At 59.4% G+C, this 20,929-nt stretch carries 17 protein-coding genes and 2 tRNA genes; 2 read left to right on the top strand and 17 right to left on the bottom strand.

Annotation, left to right across the window (positions count from 1 at the left end; genetic code table 11):
* Positions 1-121 precede the first annotated feature (121 nt).
* From ABVS03_RS00750 to ABVS03_RS00680, 15 genes are all read right to left on the bottom strand, one after another.
* On the bottom strand, positions 122-1,111 hold the full coding sequence (locus tag ABVS03_RS00750) for a hypothetical protein (RefSeq protein WP_368017607.1): 990 nt from the start codon (positions 1,109-1,111) through the stop codon (positions 122-124).
* A complete protein-coding gene (locus ABVS03_RS00745; RefSeq protein ID WP_368017606.1) occupies positions 1,108-1,752 on the bottom strand; it encodes an ATP-binding cassette domain-containing protein in 645 nt (214 codons plus the stop codon). Before ABVS03_RS00745 ends, ABVS03_RS00750 begins: the two co-directional genes overlap by 4 nt.
* A gap of 756 nt (positions 1,753-2,508) precedes the next feature.
* Positions 2,509-3,210, bottom strand: a complete 702-nt coding sequence (locus tag ABVS03_RS00740; protein WP_368017605.1) for a hypothetical protein — start codon at positions 3,208-3,210, stop codon at positions 2,509-2,511.
* 17 nt (positions 3,211-3,227) lie between these two features.
* Positions 3,228-3,482, bottom strand: a complete 255-nt coding sequence (locus tag ABVS03_RS00735; protein WP_368017604.1) for a hypothetical protein — start codon at positions 3,480-3,482, stop codon at positions 3,228-3,230.
* 62 nt (positions 3,483-3,544) lie between these two features.
* Positions 3,545-4,081, bottom strand: a complete 537-nt coding sequence (locus ABVS03_RS00730; protein ID WP_368017603.1) for a hypothetical protein — start codon at positions 4,079-4,081, stop codon at positions 3,545-3,547.
* Positions 4,082-4,438: 357 nt separating this feature from the next.
* Positions 4,439-4,525 (bottom strand) — tRNA-Leu (locus ABVS03_RS00725).
* Between the two features lie 113 nt (positions 4,526-4,638).
* Positions 4,639-4,729 (bottom strand) — tRNA-Leu (locus ABVS03_RS00720).
* Positions 4,730-4,821: 92 nt separating this feature from the next.
* Positions 4,822-5,466 (bottom strand): MBL fold metallo-hydrolase, encoded by a 645-nt coding sequence (locus ABVS03_RS00715; RefSeq protein ID WP_368017602.1) that lies wholly within the window; start codon positions 5,464-5,466, stop codon positions 4,822-4,824.
* Positions 5,467-7,779 (bottom strand): bifunctional (p)ppGpp synthetase/guanosine-3',5'-bis(diphosphate) 3'-pyrophosphohydrolase, encoded by a 2,313-nt coding sequence (locus ABVS03_RS00710; protein WP_330971148.1) that lies wholly within the window; start codon positions 7,777-7,779, stop codon positions 5,467-5,469.
* A 3-nt stretch (positions 7,780-7,782) separates the two neighbouring features.
* Complete coding sequence (gene recJ / locus ABVS03_RS00705) at positions 7,783-11,448, bottom strand: single-stranded-DNA-specific exonuclease RecJ (RefSeq protein WP_368017601.1); 3,666 nt, start codon at positions 11,446-11,448, stop codon at positions 7,783-7,785.
* A 5-nt stretch (positions 11,449-11,453) separates the two neighbouring features.
* Complete coding sequence (gene secF / locus ABVS03_RS00700; protein ID WP_368017600.1) at positions 11,454-12,401, bottom strand: protein translocase subunit SecF; 948 nt, start codon at positions 12,399-12,401, stop codon at positions 11,454-11,456.
* Positions 12,394-13,881 carry a protein translocase subunit SecD gene (gene secD, locus ABVS03_RS00695; protein WP_368017599.1) on the bottom strand — a complete coding sequence of 496 codons (1,488 nt, stop codon included), beginning with the start codon at positions 13,879-13,881 and terminating at the stop codon, positions 12,394-12,396. The genes secF and secD overlap by 8 nt, the downstream gene beginning before the upstream one ends.
* A 98-nt stretch (positions 13,882-13,979) precedes the next feature.
* On the bottom strand, positions 13,980-15,122 hold the full coding sequence (gene tgt, locus ABVS03_RS00690) for a tRNA guanosine(34) transglycosylase Tgt (protein WP_330971152.1): 1,143 nt from the start codon (positions 15,120-15,122) through the stop codon (positions 13,980-13,982).
* A 1-nt stretch (position 15,123) separates the two neighbouring features.
* Positions 15,124-16,029 carry a Cof-type HAD-IIB family hydrolase gene (locus ABVS03_RS00685; RefSeq protein ID WP_368017598.1) on the bottom strand — a complete coding sequence of 302 codons (906 nt, stop codon included), beginning with the start codon at positions 16,027-16,029 and terminating at the stop codon, positions 15,124-15,126.
* Positions 16,030-16,054: 25 nt separating this feature from the next.
* Positions 16,055-16,330 carry an HPr family phosphocarrier protein gene (locus ABVS03_RS00680; protein WP_330971154.1) on the bottom strand — a complete coding sequence of 92 codons (276 nt, stop codon included), beginning with the start codon at positions 16,328-16,330 and terminating at the stop codon, positions 16,055-16,057.
* A gap of 270 nt (positions 16,331-16,600) precedes the next feature.
* Between ABVS03_RS00680 and ABVS03_RS00675 the strand changes: the two genes are divergently transcribed.
* Entirely contained in the window at positions 16,601-17,824 is a 1,224-nt protein-coding gene (locus ABVS03_RS00675) for a hypothetical protein (protein WP_368017597.1), read from the top strand.
* An 85-nt stretch (positions 17,825-17,909) separates the two neighbouring features.
* Here ABVS03_RS00675 and queA read toward each other — a convergent pair whose 3' ends face one another.
* Together queA and ABVS03_RS00665 are read right to left on the bottom strand one after the other, a co-directional pair.
* Positions 17,910-19,073 carry a tRNA preQ1(34) S-adenosylmethionine ribosyltransferase-isomerase QueA gene (queA, locus tag ABVS03_RS00670; RefSeq protein WP_368017596.1) on the bottom strand — a complete coding sequence of 388 codons (1,164 nt, stop codon included), beginning with the start codon at positions 19,071-19,073 and terminating at the stop codon, positions 17,910-17,912.
* A gap of 66 nt (positions 19,074-19,139) precedes the next feature.
* Positions 19,140-19,760 carry an epoxyqueuosine reductase QueH gene (locus tag ABVS03_RS00665; RefSeq protein WP_368017595.1) on the bottom strand — a complete coding sequence of 207 codons (621 nt, stop codon included), beginning with the start codon at positions 19,758-19,760 and terminating at the stop codon, positions 19,140-19,142.
* A gap of 152 nt (positions 19,761-19,912) precedes the next feature.
* Between ABVS03_RS00665 and ABVS03_RS00660 the strand changes: the two genes are divergently transcribed.
* Complete coding sequence (locus ABVS03_RS00660; protein ID WP_330970981.1) at positions 19,913-20,659, top strand: hypothetical protein; 747 nt, start codon at positions 19,913-19,915, stop codon at positions 20,657-20,659.
* Positions 20,660-20,929 lie beyond the last annotated feature (270 nt).

Below are 20,929 nucleotides of genomic sequence, written 5' to 3'. Positions count from 1 at the left end.
GCCGGAAGCGTGCTTCCGGCCTTCCTTCGTCTTTTGATGTCCTATCGCTATCAGATACGTCTGCACGTACGTCATGCTTCCCGATCCAGTTGCCTGTCCTGGCCGACTCCATAACGCACCATCAAAGATAGGCATCTGCTATGCGCTGAGCATTCGTGCGAAACAGCGCTTCAGTCTCGTCTGTCTCCACATACATATCGGTATCCATCGCATCGGCATAGCTCTGTTCCTCCAGCATCGCTTCAGCCTGTGCATATGCGTTCTCATACGTTTCATCCCGTACAGATTGGGTCCGCGTATTCAGGGACGAGGCTTCTGTCGCCTCATAGGGCGATTCAGGAAAGCCGCCATTCAAGATATTGAGATCGAGGCTCAGCCTGCCATCCACATCACCGAGCGGCAGCACGCTGTAGACCGTTGGAGCAAACATGAACCTGCATTCAGATGGATTGCTCGTACCATCCGACGGGAGGCAGCAAAGAAACACGAGATACTGGCGTCCGGCACATGTCGGCGTGAGATAGCCCGTATAGGGGCTGCGCGTCGAGCTCGCACCTATCCGAAGACCGCTTCCGCCATCGTTCTGTCCATCCTTGCTGACTGCAAATTCCTGATAGACGGAAATCTCGTCGCCTGGCATGAGCTGCACGCCAGGAAGGGCAAAAGTTGCTCCATCAGCCAGAAGGCGAGATTCCTTTCCAAGGCCGCGAATCACACGGTCTACCCTATAGCTGCTTGCAAAAGCCCGGTACCCATAATGCGACTCATCCGTTGCCGTAACAATCATGATTGCATCGGCATACTCGCCCGGATCTGCCAGCTGGAGACCCAAAGCTGCAGACTTCTGCGCTGGAGTGAGCGAAGCATCCCCATCGGATCCATAGCGCACTCTCCATGCCTGCTCCACCTCGTCTACATCTGACAGAGCAGCGTATCGCTTGGGCAGATAGTGCACTTCATAGACCGCAGACGAGAGCCTGACTGCATCCTTTCCATCGACATTGGTGAGGCTCGTCCTGAACAGAACCGCAATTACGACAATGAATGCCGCTGCAGCAGCGATTGCGACAAGAGCCAGGCGCCTATGCCCATGTCTGCAATGCATCTTCATCGCCGCTCCTTCCCGACAATCCTTCCATCCTGCAGATGGATATGGAGATCAAACAGGTCTTCAAGCTGTGGCTGGTTATGGCAGGAAATGAGGAGTGTCACTCCAGACGCATGCATCTTCCGAACAATGTTGAGCACCAGCTCTATGCCGTCCGTATCAAGCGCATTGGTGGGCTCGTCCATGATCAGGAGCTCAGGTTCTTCCATGATGACTTGGGCAAGGTTGAGCCGCTGCTTCATGCCGAGGCTGTATTCAGATACTGGCCGCCCGTCATCAGCATCCAGCCCAACCAGCTCGAGCGTTTTTGCAATCTCTCCGGGGCCAATCAGCTTCCTGATGCCAGCAAGAATCTCGAGATTGCCTTTCCCTGATCGGTATTCCCAGAACCCTGTGCCATCAGCCATATATCCAAGACGCACTGGATAGGCTTTCATGCGGTCGAGCAGCTTACCGCCGACAAGTATCTGTCCCCCGTTGATGCGCACGAGGCCAGCGACAGCCCGGAACAGCATCGATTTGCCGGACCCATTGACGCCAGTGAAGCCCACGACTGAGCCGTCAGGAATCTCGAGGTCTATATCATCCAGAACAGCGCGCCCGTGTATCTTCTTCGTGACATGCTCGATCTTTACTGCAGCCATGGCACTCCAATCAGGCTTCGACGTGAGGAAAAAGCAGCAGAAACGTGGCAATAGCAGCAAGGAGCCAGACATCCAGAGACAATACGGCCTGAAGCAATGCAGCAAGATTCGTCTCGAGGCCAGCCACAAGAGCATTGGCGCTGAATCCCCAGCATGCAGGGAGCAGCCTTAAGACAAGGGAATCGGATGGCAGCAACGCGACAGCCATGCAGGATACGATATAGAGAAGGACAGATACGCCAGCAGAAGAGCGGCTCTGTCCATCTCTTGCAAGGAGCGAGCCTATCAAGCTATACACAGCTGCAGACAAGCATGACAGCAATGCCGAGAAAGAGATGAAGGCTATGAACGAGCCATCATCGAGCGGCCATCCCATCAGGAATCCGGCACAGAGCTCTGACACTGCGCTGAGACACGCAACGAGCATTTCCGCAGCAAGAAGGCTCGCAGCACCCTGCAGCAGCATGCCACGAGGATTCTTCATGCGGAACCTGATGAGCGGACCATGCTGAAAGGAAGGATCTGTCGCCACATCTGACAGCAAGAAGATATTGAGAGCAGTCGGTGCCATGCTGCCGAACTGCCAGAGTATTGCATTGCCCTGCTCCCCTGCATCGACAATGCTTGCCCCTCCCACAATCTCAACCATCAGGTAATCCGATGTGTTCGCAAGCGGTGCGAGCGCACACAGGAGCGCTGCGCCCGCACAAATCATGCAGCGTATCATCTGGCCCCTTTCAAGGAGAGGATAGCCTGTCATCTGCCTTCGCCCCCTGATGGCACATCGCACACTTCCGCCATCAATCTGATAGATGAAAGGATTGCAATGCAGATGAATAGCTGGCGCAGAAGGACAGCCAACGCATTTCCGACACCGTTCTGCATGTCCTGCACTATCATCCAGCCAAAATGCAGCATGTCAATCGATCGCAGCGGCGATGCACCGAGAAAATAGCCAAAGAAGCCATAGCCCAGAGCCACGAGCACCGCAGCCCTCTCGCCGGCTGCAATGCAAACCGCTACAAGCAGCAGCGCACAGCTGATGAAGTATGAGCAGGCTGCCAATGTCCAGAGATGCCAGAACAGGCTGCCCGCTGCATCCATGCAGCCAATGAATGCTGCTTCCAGAGCCAGCCCTATCGAGACGGCCATTCCTGCCACAAGCGCCAGAAGAAGGCAGTCCCGCAGAGTACACTTCACTGCATCCGCAAAGCCATTTCGCCTCACTATCAGCATGGAAGATGTGATGCCAGCAAGCGATGGCACAAGCAGGACAATGCAGGCTGGCGTATAGAAGAGAGCATTCAGAAGTTCGTGGGAATAGGTCCCATAGAGCTTCATGAAGGATTCGGATGGAAGAGCCTGCCGAGAGGGGCTTCCGTACATGGCAAGCATGACTGGGACGGATGCGATATAGAGAGCAACGCTCAAAAGCAATTGCTTTATCCCTGGGACCATGAGCCGGCCAGCGCCTTTCATTGCGGATCACCCTTGAGCAGAAACTCGGATACTGCAGCCAGCAGTACTGCTGCTGCAAGCACCAGCAAAGGTACAGAGAACATCCCTACAAGAGAGAGATCTTCTGCCCGAGAGATGGTCAGGGTAAGATTGACGAGAGGATTCCACTCGGCTGGAGCAATCTGCGTCGCAACAATCACGAATGCCATCGGAAACGCGAGCACCAGAAGCGACTGCTTTGGCAGATAAAGCGAAAGGGCTGCGGCAAACATGACCAGCGCTGAGATGTAGAACGCGTCATATGCCAGATAAGCCAGATTCAGCAGGTAAGGGCTCAGGGAGGCCAGCGCCCAAAAGGGAGCCGTGCCGCGTAGTCGGAGTATTTCAGCATCGAAGCCGCATTGCTGCCAAATCCTATCTGGAATGCATCTATGCTCGAGTCATAAGGAAATACAAGCAGCTCCACAATCTGAGAAGCCGCAATCATTGCAGCTACATAGACGAAGCATCCAATGAATGCAGCTAGAAGGAATGAAGCGAAATAGGTTCGCCTGCCCATCCTTGTTGCCAGAATTGCGTATCTTCCAGAACGAAGATCGCGGCAGAAGGAATCTCCTGCAGCCATGCAGCCAAGCGTCGGAATAACGAAACCAAGCATATAGACCCAGAGATACGAATACATGCTTTCATAATTGCCCATCCACCCGATAGCGGCCGAGGGCAGGGAGCCGACATCGCTTCCCCAGAATCTGACAAGGCCTTCGGCGAAGACTACCGCAATGCCCAGTGCTGCAAGTGCAACGGCAGCAAGATACCGAGGCGATTCGAAGACATTTCTGAGCTGGAAACGTATGGCTGGAAGCAATTTCATAGCATGCACCCCTCCTCTGCTACAGGCAGAACAGTAAAAAGCATCGAACGTCGTTCATTCCGGTCCCCAAGAGAAGCTATGTTCGCAGCCAGATGCATCTCGGGCTCTTTCGTCTCGATATGCCGGAGCACCTTCAATATGTGCGATGCACCACTCATAAGCAGCTCCCAGACAGGAGGAGGGTTCTTTGTGATGGACAGGCTATGAATCTGAAAGCTTACCTAAAAGCATAGCAGCGAACGTTTTTTGCAGCATCGCTGAGACCGCATTCCGCAAGAGGCTTGTCCGCCTCATCAAATGGCAGCCGCAAAAAGAAAGAAGGCCGGAAGCGTGAGCTTCCGGCCTCATCCATATCGCTGGTGCCCGAGGTGGGACTCGAACCCACACGGCATTGCTGCCAACGGATTTTGAGTCCGTCACGTCTACCAATTCCATCACTCGGGCATATGTGCCTTCATCAGGCTCCCAAACTATACCAGATGCCAGGCATCCAGAACAGCCCATTTCTCTGTCTCTATATGAAGAGAGCCCCTATCCGGGGCTCTCTGGACACTCGATGGTGTCGGAGGCGGGACTTGAACCCGCACGACCTTTTAGTCAGTCACTAGCACCTCAAGCTAGCGCGTCTGCCAATTCCGCCACTCCGACATGCGTTGTGCGCAAGTGGTACTTTAGCATACTTCCCAAGCCGCACAGCCGACTTTTTTCGGAAGTTCTTGGCGCTGCACATTTGGCACAGCCTAGTGCATGCCATCAGTTGCATGTTCCCCGTCCTGGAGCCAGGGGTTGTGTGCCAGCTCCTCTGCCATCGTCGTCTCGGGACCATGGCCGCAGAAGAGCGTATAGGAGGCGGGGATGCGGCGCTTGAGCTTGGCAAGCGTCTCCATGAGCTCTGCGTGGCTGCCGCCAGGAAGGTCGGTCCTGCCGCAGGAGAGATGGAAGAGCGTGTCTCCCACGAAGGCAAAGCCTTCTCCCAGAAGCACCATGCCGCCCGGCGTATGGCCCGGCGCAGCTATCGCCTCGAAGGAGAGCTCATCGAGCTTCCATGTGTCCCCGTCATGCAGAAGCTCATCGGCGTCAGGAATCTGCTCCCCGTATGCCATGCCTGAGCCGTCCACCTTGCCGGAGTGCTCCTTTGCCCACGCATAGTCAGCCTCAGGCATCATGAACCTGGCATCGGTAGCCTCCTTCAGGGCACGCACACCCGACACATGGTCGTTGTGGCCATGCGTGCAGACGATGAGGTCGACCGTGACATCTTTGAGCTCCTGGGCGATGCGTGCGCCCTGGTCTCCTGGATCGACCACCATGCAGTGGCCGTTCGATATCACGGCGTAGCAGTTCGTCTGGAAGGGGCTTACCACGAACTGTCTGAGCTCTGCCATCTAGAGCCTCCTCTTCATCTGGCTCGACCCTTCGCCCGGCATGATGCGGCGGGCATCGAAGACCGACGGCACACGGCTCACGTTTGCGAGAAGCGGCATGAGCAGGCTCGCGTCGGAGATTGCGATGAGGAAGCGCAGGCGTGCCACGCCCTGGGCAGAGGTCTGGGTCGCAGCAGACAGGATATTGCCGCCAGAATCGTTGATTGCAATCGTGACATCCTTGAGAAGCCCCATGCGGTCCGATGCTTCGACGACGATCTCGACCTGGAACTCGGTGGCACCCGACGTATCCCACTCGACGTCGATCATGCGCTCAGGATGCTCCATGAGGCCCTTCACGTTCGGGCAGTTCGCGCGGTGGACCGAGACGCCACGTCCCCGTGTCACGAAGCCCACGATATCATCGCCTGCAACAGGGTTGCAGCAGTGGGCAAGGTGGACCATCAGGTCCGGGTCGCCCTTCACGATCACGCCGCAGCTCGAGCGCTTCTTTCTCTCCTCGCGGGTCGGCTTCGACGGCTTGATGAGTGGCCGGTCCTCCATGATGGCACGGCGCATCTCCTCTTCGCGGTCTGCCTGGGCCTGTGCCTGGGCATTGGCTTCAGGAGAGCCCTCGAGCATGACCTCTTCGAGGCGGTTCGCAACGATCTTCGGCGTGTACTTGCCGGCACCGATCGATGCCATGAGGTCGTCTACGGTGTGGACATCGAACTGCGGCAGGACCTTCTCGCAGGCCTTCTGCACGCGCGGCGTGGAGATGCCGTAGCCGCGCTTCCTGAGCTCGTGGGCAAGGTCGTTCCTGCCGGTCTCCATATCGTCGGCACGGGTGACGGAAGCGAAGTACTTCCTGATCTTGGCTCGGGCCGACGGCGTCGCGACGATGTTCACCCAGTCGCGTGACGGCTTGGCATTGTTGTTCGTCAGTATCTCGACGCGGTCGCCCATCTTGAGGCGATAGGTAAGCGGCACGACGGCGCCATTGACCTTGGCACCGACGCAGTGGTTGCCGACCTCCGTGTGCACAGCGTAGGCAAAGTCGAGAGGCGTCGAGTCACGCCGGAGGCTCATGACCTCGCCCTTCGGCGTGAAGACGAAGATCTCGTCCTCGAAGAGGTCGACCCTCAGATTGTTCAGGAACTCATGGGCATCGTCGATGTCGCCCTCGGTCGTCCACTCGAGGTTCTTCCTGATGTAGTTGATGGCAGAATCGATGTTCTTGTCGTCTGCGCTCATGAGGCCCTGGGAGTTGCCGGCCTTCTTGTAGAGCCAGTGTGCTGCGATACCATATTCTGCCTGCTCGTGCATCTGCACGGTGCGGATCTGGATCTCGATCGGGCGGGCATCGGGACCGATGACGGTGGTATGGAGAGACTGGTAGAGATTTGCCTTCGGCGTCGCGATGTAGTCCTTGAAGCGTCCTGGCAGAGGATGCCAGAGCGAGTGAACGGCACCCAGGACGGAGTAGCACTCGCCGACCGTATGCACGATCACGCGAAGTGCTATGAGGTCATAGATGTCGGAGAACTCGAGGTCCTTCCTGAGCATCTTCTGGTAGATGGACCACAGATGCTTCGGGCGTCCCGTGATCTGGAAGTTCTTGATGCCGGCGCGCTTGAGCTCGTCGTCCAGGACCTTTATGGCCTCATCGGTATCCTGCTCGCGCTGGGCACGCGAGTCCTGGACCATGCGGGCGATCCTCTGGTACTCCTCAGGTTCGAGGTAGTAGAACGCAAGGTCTTCGAGCTCCCACTTGATGGAGCTGATGCCGAGACGATCTGCCAGCGGCGCATAGACATCCATCGTCTCATGCGCCTTGAAGATGCGCCGGTCGGGCGGCAGTGCCGCGAGCGTCCTCATGTTGTGCAGGCGGTCTGCAAGCTTGATGATGATGACACGGATGTCCTTCGACATCGCCAAGAACATCTTGCGCAGGTTCAGGGCCTGCTTCTCGTCCATCGACTCGACCTCGATCGAGGTGAGCTTCGTGACGCCGTCCACGAGCTCTGCAACCGTCTCGCCGAAGCGCTCGGAGATGTCAGAGAGCGTGGCAGGCGTGTCTTCGACCGTGTCATGCAGAAGCGCAGCACAGATCGAATCCTCATCCATATGGAGCTTGTCGGCGAGAATCAGCGCAACCTCGACCGGATGGTTGATGTAGGGCTCGCCGGAGCGCCTTTTCTGGTCCTTGTGGAACTCGGCTGCAAAGTGATAGGCCTCGTGAATCTTCGAGACCGCCTCTTCGTCCATGTAGCGGGAGCAGGTAACCTCGAGGAGGCGCCAGTTGTCTGCATTCGGAATGGCCTTTTCTGCCATGGTTCACTCCTCTCCGTCGACGATACGTCCCATATGCGGGATGATGGGCCTGCAGAGTGCGCAGGTGAGCTCCTGTGCCGTTGCCGTGAGGATCCAGTCCCGGAACCGGGCGAAATCCTCGCGTGCACGCATGCCCTCGAGATAGCGGATGGACTGCACGAGGTCCATGCGGGAAGGAGCGTCTGCCATGAGTATACGACGCTGGGATCCCCAGCCGCTCGTCGAGAGGAAGCCGAGCTCCTGGAATATCTGGATGCCGGCAGAGACCGATCCCTCGTCGATGTGCGCTCTGTCGTCCATGGAGAGGCATGCCTCGGCGATATCGGCATTCGCCGCGTCGAAGCTGCCATCTCCGCCTTCTGCCTTTGCAGCTCTGCCAAGCTGCATGAGCGTGCGATAGAGCACGACGAGGTCAGAGCGTGCAGGGGCAGCAGAGGCGATGATGCGCTCATCGATTCTGGCATCCCTGCTGCTGAAGAGCAGGTGCACCTGGGCAGGCTTCCCATCCCTTCCGGCACGGCCGCACATCTGGTTGAACTCAATCTCCGAGAATGGCATATGGAAGAGGACCGCATGCCTGATATCAGGGATATCGACACCCTCGCCGAAGGCAGAGGTCGCAACGATGCAGGAAAGGTCTCCCTCGCGGAAGGCACGCTCGACGCGTGCACGGTCGCGGCGCGTGAGCCCTGCGTTATAGAAGGCGATGCGTCCCGCCTCATCCGGCACGGCGTGCCTGAGCATCCTCACGAGCGCCACCGACTGCTCGCGGGAGTTCACGTAGCAGACGCACTTCTCCCCTGCCGCCACGATATGCACAAGCGCCGCCTCGCGGTCGCGCAGCTCGCGGAGATCGTCGAGCACAAGGTTCGTCCTGCTCGTTCTGTCGATGAGGACATTCGATTTCGGAATCTGGAGAAGCCGGCAGAGCTCTTTTGCCACCGGATCGGGTGCCGTCGCGCTGACTGCGAGGCAGACCGGATGCCCCAGAGCCTCCAGAATCTTCGGGAAGTCGCTATAGGCGTCTCTCTTTGCAGGCCCTGCCTGCCCCGCATGGTGGGCTTCGTCGACGACGACAAAGCCGATGCGTCCGCCCTTTGCGAAGCGGCGTGCATGGGCTGCGAGGAACTCGGGCGTCGTGAGCACGACGTCGACCTCCCCTGCAGCAAGCGCAGCAAAGATGTCCTCCCGCTCTCCCTGGCCTGTGGCACCGGTCAGGACGCGCACGGTCATGCCGAGAGCGCCGAAGGCTTCCTCGAGGTGGCATCTCTGGTCTGCGACAAGGGCGCGGAGCGGATAGACGAATATCGATGCCTTGTGCTCCGCGAGCGCCATGCGCGCGGCGTGGACGTGGAAGATGAGGCTCTTGCCACGACCCGTAGCCATCACGCAGAAGCAGGATTTGCCCGCGCCAAGGAGCGCGAGCGCCTCCCGCTGTGCCGGCAGAAGGTCGTGGTCGCCGATGAAAAGATGCGAGAGGCGCTCTGCAAGCGCCTCAGTCGCAAGCCCCGAGAGCTCCTGGCGCAGTGCCTGCACGCCCTTTGCCTTCGAAGCTGCTGCCTGCACCTCCTTCGGCTGCCGCATGACCTGGATATCGATGGCGGCATCCTGGCTCCTTGTGGTGCAGACGACCTTCAGCACCTCGGCACGATAGGTCGCGCCGGCATCGATGGCAGGCACAAGCGCTGCTGCGATATGATGGCGCAGATGCCCCAAGACCGTGCCTTCCTTCGTCACGAGGGCAAGAGAGCACATCTCTGCCGTGCCGTCAGAGCAGACGGAGAGCTCCTCTCCTTCCGAAAGACGCGTGGGGTCGGTTCCTTCCGGCATCCTCACGACACGGGTCCTGAACTTGAGCGCCTCTGCTATGCCTGCATGTTCAGGGACCGAAAGCACCTCCGAGGCGTGCTCGAAGAGCTCGTCGGCAAGCGTCGGGTCCGCCTTCTTGCTGTCCTCGTCAGGGGTCCTGTAGATGATGTCCTTGACCATGAGCTTCGGCTTCGTGCGCCCCTGCCAGGTCTCGTTCACAGCCTCGAAGACGAGGTCCACAGCCCCGTCATAGCCTGATGCCTTCTCGATGTGGGGCGTCCGGAACATGATGGCAGGCACGGCGTGCGTGCCATCGCTTGCGACGAAGCGCAGATGGTCGCCGTTCGTGCCGACACGCGCCCTGCCCCTCATCGTGACGCCGCAGACGCCGAAGAGCGGCTTCTTGTTGCCCATACCGAAAGGCTGGAGGATCTCAAGCGAGGAGATTGTCGGACGGTCGATCTCTGCGAGGGAGACGATCGCTGCGACCTCGCCCCTGTCCTCGAACTGCTCTGCAGGCAGGGCATCCATGATGGCTTCCATGCGGTCGCGGAAGGCATCGAGATTGGCGGCATCGAGCGTGACGCCGACTGCTCCTGCATGGCCGCCAAAACGAATCAGGAGGTCCGAGCACTGCTCGACCGCATGGAAGAGATCGACAGAACCCACGGAGCGGCCAGAGCCTCTGGCCACGCCGTCAGAGATCGTGAAGAGGAGGGCTGGCACATGGTATTTGTTCACCATGCGCGAGGCGACGATGCCCTTGACGCCCTCATGCCAGCCTTCGCCGCCGACGACGATGACGCGACCGCCCTCGTAGAGTGCATCCACCATTGCCATCGCTTCGTCGGTAAGCGCTGCCTCGATCTCGCGGCGCTCCGAGTTGATGGCCTCGAGCTGGCCCGCCAGACGGGTCGCCTCCTGCTTGTCATCCGTAAGCAGGAGCTGGAAGGCCACATCGGTCGAGCCCATGCGTCCTGCGGCATTGAGGCGAGGTATGAGCGAGAACGGCAGGCTGTCTGCCGTGACCGTCGAGAGGTCGGTGCCCGAGCTTGCGGCCAGAGCGACGATGCCCGGACGGTCCGTCTTCCTCATCCGCTCGAGGCCATCGGTCACAAGTGCCCTGTTCTCGCCGCACAGGTCCATCATGTCGGAAATCGTGCCGAGGGTCGCGACCTCCGTGTAGTGCCGCCAAAGGTCGGGGTTCCCAAGCCTCTCGCCCAGGACCTGCACAAGCTTCAAAGCCACACCGGCACCGGCAAGGTCTCTGCTCGGGCAGTCTTCCGTCATTTTCGGATCGGTCACCGGCACGCCTTCAGGCACGAGGTCTCCCGGCTCGTGGTGGTCGGTCACGACGACGTCGATGCCCTCTTCCTTGAGCCATGCGACTTCGTTCTTCGCTGCTATGCCGTTGTCTACCGTGACGATGAGGTCGGGCGATGCCTTCTCCTGCACACGCGCGAGCGCCTCGCGCGAAAGGCCATAGCCCTCGCCGAAGCGGTTCGGTATGAACGGAGCGACCTTGCCTCCGAGCGCCCGGAGACCGAGCGTCAGAAGGCAGGTCGCACTCATACCGTCGACATCGAAATCGCCGAAGACCGCTATCTGCTCGCCACGCTCGAGCGCTGCCTCGACCCTGTCTGCTGCTTCCTTCATGCCTGGAATCAGCAGAGGGTCCTGCCAGTCACGATCGAGCGAGGGCGTGAGGAAGCGCTTCGCTTCCTCCACGTCGCGTATGCCGCGGGCGCACATCACGCGTGCCACAAGGGGCGCCACGTCGAGTGCATTCGCCAGCTTGGAAGCGGCCTCGTCATCTTGAGGAAGGACATCCCAGCGTCTGCTTCCCTTGAGGCCTGCCATAAAGATCAGGCCTCCTGTGCGGGCGTTGCCGTATCACGGTACTTGGCGGCAATCTTTGCCCACTTGGGCTCCTTGCCCTTCCAGACGCAGAGGATCTGGGAAGCGACCGCGAAGCTCGAGTAGGTGCCGAGGAGCTCGCCAACGAACATGGCAAAGGCAAAGTCGCGCAGGGTCGAACCGCCAATAGCAAGCATGCAGATGACCGGCACGACCGACGTGATCGTCGTGTTGATGGTGCGGACGATGACCTCATTGATCGAGTAGTTCGCGATCTCGTCGTAGGTATGGTGCTTGCCGTCAGAAAGCTGCTTTGCGTTCTCGTCGATGCGGTTGAACTCGACGACCGTGTCGTAGAGCGAATAGCCCATGATCGTCAGGAGCGCTGCCACGACATTCGGCGTGATCGGCATCTGCGTCCAGGCATAGACACCGATAGTGATGAGCAGGTCGTGCACGAGGGCGATGACAGCAGAGATCGACATCTTGAACTCGTAGCGAATCGAGACATAGACGATGATGGCGGCAATTGCGACGAAGAAGGCAAGAAGCGAAGAGCGGGTGACATCTGCTCCCCAGTCAGGGCCGATCGTCGTGACCTGATAGGAGGAATCCTCGAGGCCGAGCCTGTCTGCGACCTGGTTGGCATGGTCGGTGGCCGTCTGGGGATCCGTCGTGCCAGAACGCACGAGGAAGCCCGTCGCGCCATCCGTGACAGAGGTCTGGACCGTCGCTTCACCCTCGCCTGCATCGGCAAGCGCATCGCGCATCTGCTCGATCGTGATCTCTCCCGTATCGCGGAAGTCGATCTCGGTGCCGCCGATGAACTCGATGCCGAAGACAAGGCCGCGGGCGAGGATGCCGACAATGGAAAGAGCGATGAGGACACCGGAGATGACGAAGAAGGCACGGCGGTGCTTCATGAACTGGATCTCGCCCTTGAAGTGGCTACGCATGGGCCACACCTCCCTTCACGCCCCGCTCGCTGCGGGCGCGTTCTGCCTCTTCCAGATCTTCCTCGATGCCCCAGAACTTTGGGTGCTTCTCGATCTGGCGCTGGGCCAGAAGGCGAAGTGCCGGTGCCTTGAAGCAGAACATCGTCACGATGTCGCAGGCAACGCCGAGCGCAAGCGTGAGGCCGAAGCCCTTGACCGTGCCAGAGGCGAAGGCGAAGAGGGCGATAGCGGAGACGAGCGTCACGATATCGGCGTCAAGCGAGGTCTTGATGCCGTGCTTCGTGCCGGAGATCGAGGCGTTCTTGACGCTCTTCCCCATCCTGATCTCCTCGCGGAAGCGCTCGAGCACGAGAATCGACGAGTCGGCAGCAGATCCTGTCGTCAAGACCATGCCGGCAAGTCCCGGAAGCGTCAGGCTGAAGAGGCCATTCTTCGAGAGGATGGCAAGAAGGCCGAGATAAAGGACAGCGAAGCAGGCAAGCGAACCCAGAGTCAGGATGCCCATGCCACGGTAGAAGAAGAAGAGATACACGACGACGATCGCGACACCGGTCGCAATGGCGAGGATGCCCTGCTGGAGGGAGTCCTGGCCAAGCGTCGGTCCGACGACGCGGGACTCGGAGTATGTGAGCGTCACAGGAAGCGAGCCGGAGTCCAGGACCGTCTTCAGGCTCTTTGCCTCATCGAGCGTGAATGAGCCCGAGATGGAGACATTGCCATCCGTGATGGCGGATTGCACTGCTGGCGCAGACTTCACGACGCCGTCGAGCACGATAGCGATCTGGCCCTTCGTCGGGGCAAGCTCGGTCGTGACATCGCCGAAGATCCGGGCACCTTCGCTGTTGAACGAGACATTCACGACATACTCGCCCGTCGAGGACTGGGCGACAGAGGTCTTCGTGATATAGGAGCCATCCATGAAGGCGATGTAGGAGCCATCAGCAAGCTCGACATCCTCCTGGCCATTCCTGATCTTCAGGAGCGCATCGGCGTCGCCGATATCGTCGAGGCGGACGAACTCGATATGTCCGGTCTGGCCGATGGTCTGGACGGCGGTCTCTGCATCCGTCGCACCCGGAATCTGGACGAGGATGGAATTTGCGCCCTGCTGCTGCACGGTCGCCTCGGAAGCGCCGAGCGAGTTCACGCGGTTCTGGACAATCGATGTAGCGGTAGCCATATCATCAGAGCTCGGCTGAGAGCCATCAGACTTCGAGGCCGTCAGGATGACGGAGACGCCGCCCTTGATATCGAGACCCTGATTGATGGAGGTGCCAAGCGGCGTGAAGGCAATCACGCAGGCAACGCAGACCGCTGCGAGAACGACGAGCGTCGATACCCAGCGGCGGGCATTTGCGCTCAGGCGTCGCTTCGAGCGTGATTTCTTGCGCTTCGGTGCCGTAGCCGATGCGCCTTCTGAGGCATTCCAGCGCGCGACACCCGATTCTTGGGGTGCTTGCCCCTTCTTGTTCTTAGCCATGTCCCTGCAACTTTCTGGAACCTATGGTCCCTCGTATCTGCAACAGAACCATTATAGGGACATGGCCAAGATTGACAAAATGCGGAAAAGCTGGGCAATCAGAAGTCGCGCACTGCTTCCGATGCCATCCACTCGTCCTCGAACTGCTTGTAGGTGCCCGCAAAGATCGCAGCGCGTGCCTGGCGCATGAGCTCCAGGAGGAAGTAGATGTTGTGCATGGAGAGGAGGATGGCGCCGACCATCTCCTGCTGCTTCACAAGGTGATGGATGTAGGCACGCGTGAAGCCGCCTGTGCAGACAGGACACGTGCACTTGTCATCGAGCGGTCCGTGGTCGTGCGTATACTTCGCGTTCTTGAGGTTCATCCTTCCCTCATGGCTGAAGGCGGTGCCCATGCGAGCCGTGCGGGTCGGAAGCACGCAGTCGAACATATCGACACCACAGCCCACCTCATGCACAAGCGTCGTCGGATTGCCGACGCCCATGAGGTAGCGGGGCTTGTCCTTCGGCATGTACTCGCAGACCAAGGGATCGAGCGTCTCGCACATCGTCTCGAAGTCCTCGCCCACCGAGTAGCCGCCGATGCCGTAGCCGGGAAAATCGGCGCATTCCTCAAGATGGTGCAAGGACCGAAGGCGCAGGTCCATGTGCATGCCGCCCTGGACGATACCGAAGAGGGCCTGGTCCTCGCGGGTATGAGCCGCAAAGCAGCGCTCTGCCCAGGCGCTCGAGAGCTCGACCGCACGCTCGACGAAGGGACGCTCTGCCGGATAGGGCGGGCACTGGTCGAGCTGCATCACGATATCAGCACCGAGCTGCTCTGCGATGTGCATGTTATCCTCAGGCGTCCAGTGGATATAGGAGCCGTCGTAGTCGACCGCACGGAACGTCACGCCCTCATCGGAGAGCTTCGTGAACTCGCCGTGGGAGAAGACCTGGAAGCCGCCCGAATCGGTAAGGATTGGACGGTGCCACTGCATGAACTCGTGAAGACCGCCCATCTCGTCCACAAGGTCTGCTCCCGGCCTGTTTGCGAGATGGTAGGTGTTCGCGAGGATGATCTTGGCGCCAAGCTCCTCGAGCGTGGAGGGAAGGATGCCCTTCACGGTTGCCTTCGTGCCGACCGGCATGAAGATGGGCGTCGGGATGTCGCCGTGCTCGGTATGGATGAGGCCGGCACGTGCATGGGTCAGAGGATCTTCTGCCTGGACCGTGAACGTGAAATTCGGATTGCTGGCCACGTTATGCCTCCTTTGCAGCTGCGTGCGCCTCTTCGAGCGCAGCCTCTATCCAGACGGCGACGCCGTCCTCATCGATGCTTGGACAGACTTCGTCTGCAAGCGCCTTCACATCGTCCGACGCGTTGCCCATCGCGACGAAATGGCCGACATGCCCGATGAGCGGGATATCGTTTCCGCCGTCGCCGAAAGCGACGACTGCCCCTTTTGGGATGCCCAGATAGGCAGCAAGCGCGTCGGCGCCCGTGCCCTTTGTGACACCCTTCTTCGTGATCTCGATCTGGGTCTTCTCCATCTCGGCGACTTCCCAGATGCCTTCACGCTCGAGGATGCGCTCTGCCACCTTCATGTTCTCGGGTACCGGGAAGGAGCAGTCGAACTTCTCTATCCCATCCTCTGCACTCTTGAGCTTCGGAAGGGCTGACAGGCAGCTGTGCCATCCTTTGAGACGGAATATCGGATGCGAGACGAAGCCCTTCAGAATATCGAGGGCTGACCCGCTCCTGCGCTCCGTCTGTCCTGCCATATAGGAGATGGCACCTGCCTCGGCGTAGGTATCCATACCGAGATGGACATGCCAGGCGGCATGGAGCGGCCTGAACGCCTGGTAGATCCTGAGCGCGTCATCACGCTCGATAGGCCTGCGCACAAGCGGTGCAAGATTCCCGTCGGCGATGCAGGCTCCATTTGCTGTCACGTAATAATCCATGCACTCAGCATCGGTGGCCGGCCCTTCGATGAGGCCGCGGGGGCGCCCGCTGCAGACAGCTGTCGCGACACCGTGGTCCTGGAGCATCTTGATTGCCGCTACAACCCGAGGAGAGATTCCCTGATGATGCGCAAGAATCGTTCCATCGAGGTCAAAAAGGCACAGCCCGATGCCCTGAGGGCACCGGGCTGTTCCGGCCAATCCTTGCTTGAGTGCAGAGGGCTGACTACTTCTCGCCAAAGCCGTCGTCAATCAGAGCGACGAGGGTGTCGAGAGCTTCCTGCTCCTGGTCGCCGTCGCAGGCAACCTCGACCTTGGTGCCAGCAGCGAGGCCAGCAGCAAGAATCATCATGATGGACTTTGCGTTGACAGGAGCGGAGCCCTTCGTGAGGTCCTTGATCGTCACATTGCAGGGGAACTTCTTTGCGGCAGCAACAAACTGGGAAGCGGGACGTGCGTGAAGACCAGTAGCGTTGACAATGGTCGTCTGCTTGGAAACCATCTTTTTCTCCTTTGACACGACAATGGAGCGCGCGGGCTGCCCCGCAATGCGCATTTGCCATTACTGTAACAAAACTTGTGCACTTGTGACACACTTTCTTTTCACTACGCAGAATCCAGAATGTTCCAGCATATTCCCTCCATCTCGAAGCTCTGCAGCTGTCCGCGATGGCATGAAATGACACCCGCTTTCCTATTTCTGGGCAGCGGCGGGCGGAAATGCGCCAAAATGGTACATGTACATGCTGAAGCACCAAGGAGCTTGGAAACCATGCAGGACAACGCAGAAGAGCGCAGCGATACAAAGAAGCCCCGCCATGAGAGGCGCAAGGACAAGAAGCAGCAGAAGGACCAGAAGACACAGAAGAAGCCGAAGGGCTCCTCTGGCTTCACAGGCGGCTTTGCTGCCGTGAGGCAGGTGCACGCTGCCTCGAAGGAGCACTCGAATGCCCGCTCCGAGCTCAAGAAGGCAGAGTCCGCACTCGCCGAGGACAAGAAGGTGCTCGACCACAGGATCGATGTGACGAGAAGCTACGCCCAGATCGTCTCCGAGCAGACGAAGGCCAGGACGAATGCCGAGAAGGCGAAGGCCGCAGCAGAGCGCCGCATCGAGGCCCTGAAGGAAGAGCATGACAAGCTGGCCGGCGAGCTCGAAGTCATGCGCTCGGAGCATGCAGAAGCGCTCAAGCCTTTCCAGAACGTCATGGAATCCACCCGTGGCCGCGCTGACGATACGGCAAAGCTCCTCTCCGAGGCGAAGAAGGCCGCCAAGGCTGCACAGACCGAGGCAAACGATGCGCAGGCACGCCGCGAGCAGAGGATCTCTGCCGCGAACAAGGCCTACGACAATGCCCAGGCACGTCTTCGCAAGCTCAACGCTGACTTCGAGGAGCTCAAAGGCAGGCCTGATACCGATGCTGGCGCCATCGCCCGCATGGAGCAGGAGATCTCTGCCGAGAAGGCACACCTCGAGAGCACGAAGGCAGACATCCCTCTGGTTACCGACGAGGCACAGAAGAATGTCGATGCCGCCCAGCGCCATCTCTGGAACCAGCAGCAGGCACTCGATTCCGCGCAGAAGGCAGCAGAGGAAGCAAGCACCGAAGCCAAGCGTCAGAAGGCCGAGTACGACGAGCGCTACCAGAGCTTCCAGACCGAGGAGGCAACGCTCGACAACGATGTCGTGCAGCGCGAGATGGGGATCCGCGATGCCTCGAAGGACCGCGACACGGCTCAGGCAAATATCGAGGCCGCCCAGAAGCTCCTCGATGAGGCAGAGGACATCCATGCCCACCCCGAGGTCACGAAGAAGCTCGCCGAATCCGTGGCAGAGAAGCAGCACCTCGTCGATATCCAGAAGCAGGAAGTGAGCTCGCTTGCCCGCTCCGAAAAGCAGCTCAGGAGCTCCACGAGAAAGCAGCGCATCACCTTCATCTCCCTCCTCATCGTAATCGCTGCCGTCATCCTCCTCATCATCTGGTTCCTGACGCACTAGGACAAGCAGCCACAAGGCAGCACAAAGGCCGGACCTGCACTGAGCAGATCCGGCCTTCTTCGTAGCTTGATATGTTGCAGATAGCCTAGTCGATGAACATGGCATCACCGAAGGAGAGCATCCTGAAGCGGTGGTCGATTGCATCCTGGTAGGCATCCATGATCTGGTCCCTCGTCGCGAAGGCGGAGACAAGCATCATGAGAGTCGAGCGCGGCACATGGAAGTTCGTGATCAGGGCATCGACCACGTGATAGGTCGAGCCCGGCATGAGATAGAGGTTCGTCGTGGCGTTCTTGCGCTCCACGATATCGCCCTTGCCTGTGACCTTGGCAGAATCCTGTGCATCCTCGAAGCGGCGTGCCGTTACCGGAGGATTGGAGACCGGTGCTTCTGCCTCCCAGGCGCTCTCGAGCGACCGGACGCTCGTCGTGCCGACGGCAATCACGCGGTGCCCTGCTGCCTTCGTTGCATGCACGGCATCCACGACATCCTGCGGGACGTGATAGCGCTCGGTATGCATGACATGCTTCGTAGGATCGTCCTCCTCGACGAGGCGGAAGGTGTCGATGCCGACCTCGAGCTCCACAGTCTTCCAGCCGATGCCCTGCTTCTCGAGGCGCTCGATGAGCTCCGGCGTGAAGTGAAGTCCTGCTGTCGGGGCTGCTGCGGAGTGCTCCTCATGCATGGCATAGACGGTCTGGTACTTCTCGGGGTCGCCCTCATACTGCGTGATGTAGGGAGGCAGGGGCACATGTCCTGCCTTGTGCATGGCCTCGTCGAGCGTAAGCCCCTCTGCCGGCGTAAAGCGCACGAGCCTGCCACCGCGCGAATCGTCCACGTAGTCGACGATCTCGCCCGTAAGGACGACCGGAGCCGTCTCCGGTGCATGGGCGCCACCAGGACGATACTCGACGACATTGCCCGGCTTCAGGCGCTTGCCCGGGTTCACGAGGCACTCCCAGACATGTCCCAGAGGATCCTTGTCCTCGCGGCGCTTCAGGAGCAATGTCTCGGAGACGCCGCCTGTCTGGCGCTTCCTGCCGACGAGACGTGCCGGCATGACACGGGTCTTGTTTGCGACGAGCAGGTCTCCCGGCTCGAGGTACTCGCCGATATCGGTGAATGTGCGGTACTCGTGGCCACCGTTCTCGCGGTGCAGCACGAAGAGGCGGCAGGAATCCCTCGGGTCTGCCGGCTCCTGCGCGATGAGCTCATCAGGCAGCGGATAGTCGAAATCGTCAGTGCGCATAGAGATAATCCTTTTTGTTCTTTACGTTATGCCTTGTTGATGATAGCGCGCTTTGAGCTTTCAGGCTCACTGTGCACAAGGCACACATCGAGCTGCTGCCCGATTCGCCTTGTGCTCGGCCTTGCGCATGTCGCGTGCTTCATGCCGTTCGATGGCAGCTTCTGCCGCAGAGAAGCGGCAGCCGCAGTAGTTCTGCCGATACATCCCGAGCGCACGGGAATCGGTGACCGATTCCGGATAATGGGGCCTGAAGTCGCGCCAGACCTCTTCCAGGCCATACTTCGGTGCAAGCTTCGAAAGCACCTCATGGCAGGCATCGAAGAGCTGGTAGGGCGAGACGACAAGCGTCGTCGAGATATAGTGGAAGCCCTCTTCCTTCGCCACCCTGCAGGACTCCTCGAGACGCACGCGGTAGCAGGCACGGCAGCGCGCCTCGCGCGCAAGCCCGGCTGGCGCCACCTTCGCCTCCCAGAGATCGCGGCGGTCCTCTGCAACGATCACCGGCACGTGGGCCACTTCATCTGCCCAGGCAAGCAGGGTCTTCAGGCGCTTGTCATGCTCTTCAATGGGCTGGATGTTCGGATTTGTCCAGCAGATGGTCGGCTCGAAGCCTTCCTCGCGCAGATATTTCACCGGCTCGAGCGAGCAGGGCCCGCAGCAGGCATGAAGAAAGAGCGGTGTGCCCATAGATTCCTCTCTTATGGTCTATTGCTGCTACAACCGTAGCATTCAAAGCCATCTGTTGCAGCCACAGAAATTTGTTCTGCGAAAAGCGTAAAACCCGCGCAGGTGGGTAGCATGAAGGCAGCAAAAATCCCAAAGACAGAGCGAGGTGCCCCATGCCCGAAGCAACGCCCATCAATCCCGGCAATCCCCCCGTCGTGGAAAGCGCTCCCCCGCTTTCGGGCAACCCTCAGATCCCCAAGGAAGAGCGTACCGTCCCCTCGATTGAGTCGAGGCTCCGCCACAACATCCTGAAGATGCCACAGGAGATAAGACGTGCCTCCGGCATCGTCATCTACGGCAGAAGGATCAAGAGCCTCGTCTTCACGACCGACCTTGCCATCATAAAGAACTGCGATGCGGATGCCGTGTTTGCGGTCTATCCCTTCACGCCCCAGCAGTCCATCTCCGCTGCCATCATCAGCGCTGCGAGCGTGCCGGTATTCTGCGGCGTCGGCGGCGGCACGACACGTGGCATGAGAACAATATCGCTTGCGAAGGACGTGGAGTCCCAGGGTGCCATGGGCGTCGTCCTCAATGCGCCGATCTCGAATGTGAACCTGCTCGGCGTCTCCCGCGCTGTCGATATCCCGACCGTCGTGACAGTCGCGACACCCCAGACCGATATCGATGCCCGCCTCGCTGCAGGCGCTGCCATCCTGAATGTTGCAGGAGGCAAGGAGACAGCCAATATCGTGCGGGCCATCCGTGCCAAGCATCCGACAGTTCCTATCATTGCAACCGGCGGCAACAAGCCGGATACCATCCTGGCCACAATAGAGGCAGGAGCCAACGCGATCACGTACACGCCGCCTTCGGTGCAGGAGCTCTTCTCCGAGATGATGGCACGATACCGGAGCTAGTGAACCAGCAGGAATGCCTGCATAAGGCATAGAACATGCAAGGCGGAATCCTTTGGGGTTCCGCCTTGCATGTTTGCCTTCTATCAACGCTCCTGCGTTTCAGGGCGCTTTATCATGAACCGCCGAACGGAAGGCAGATATCCGCCCATGCGGTGAAATCCATAACACAAACGGCGCCGTCATACAGTATGGGTCGAGCTCTTGGAACTGAAAGACCCCACCACTGAGGCAAGACCTCCTTAAACGCAGAATGTCTTTCATCTCATGGAG

The organism is Olsenella sp. AGMB03486 (assembly GCF_040884255.1).
GTDB lineage: Bacteria > Actinomycetota > Coriobacteriia > Coriobacteriales > Atopobiaceae > Olsenella_L > Olsenella_L kribbiana.
Note: the sequence above shows the minus strand (reverse complement) of the source record. Positions and strands in the feature narration are given on the sequence as shown.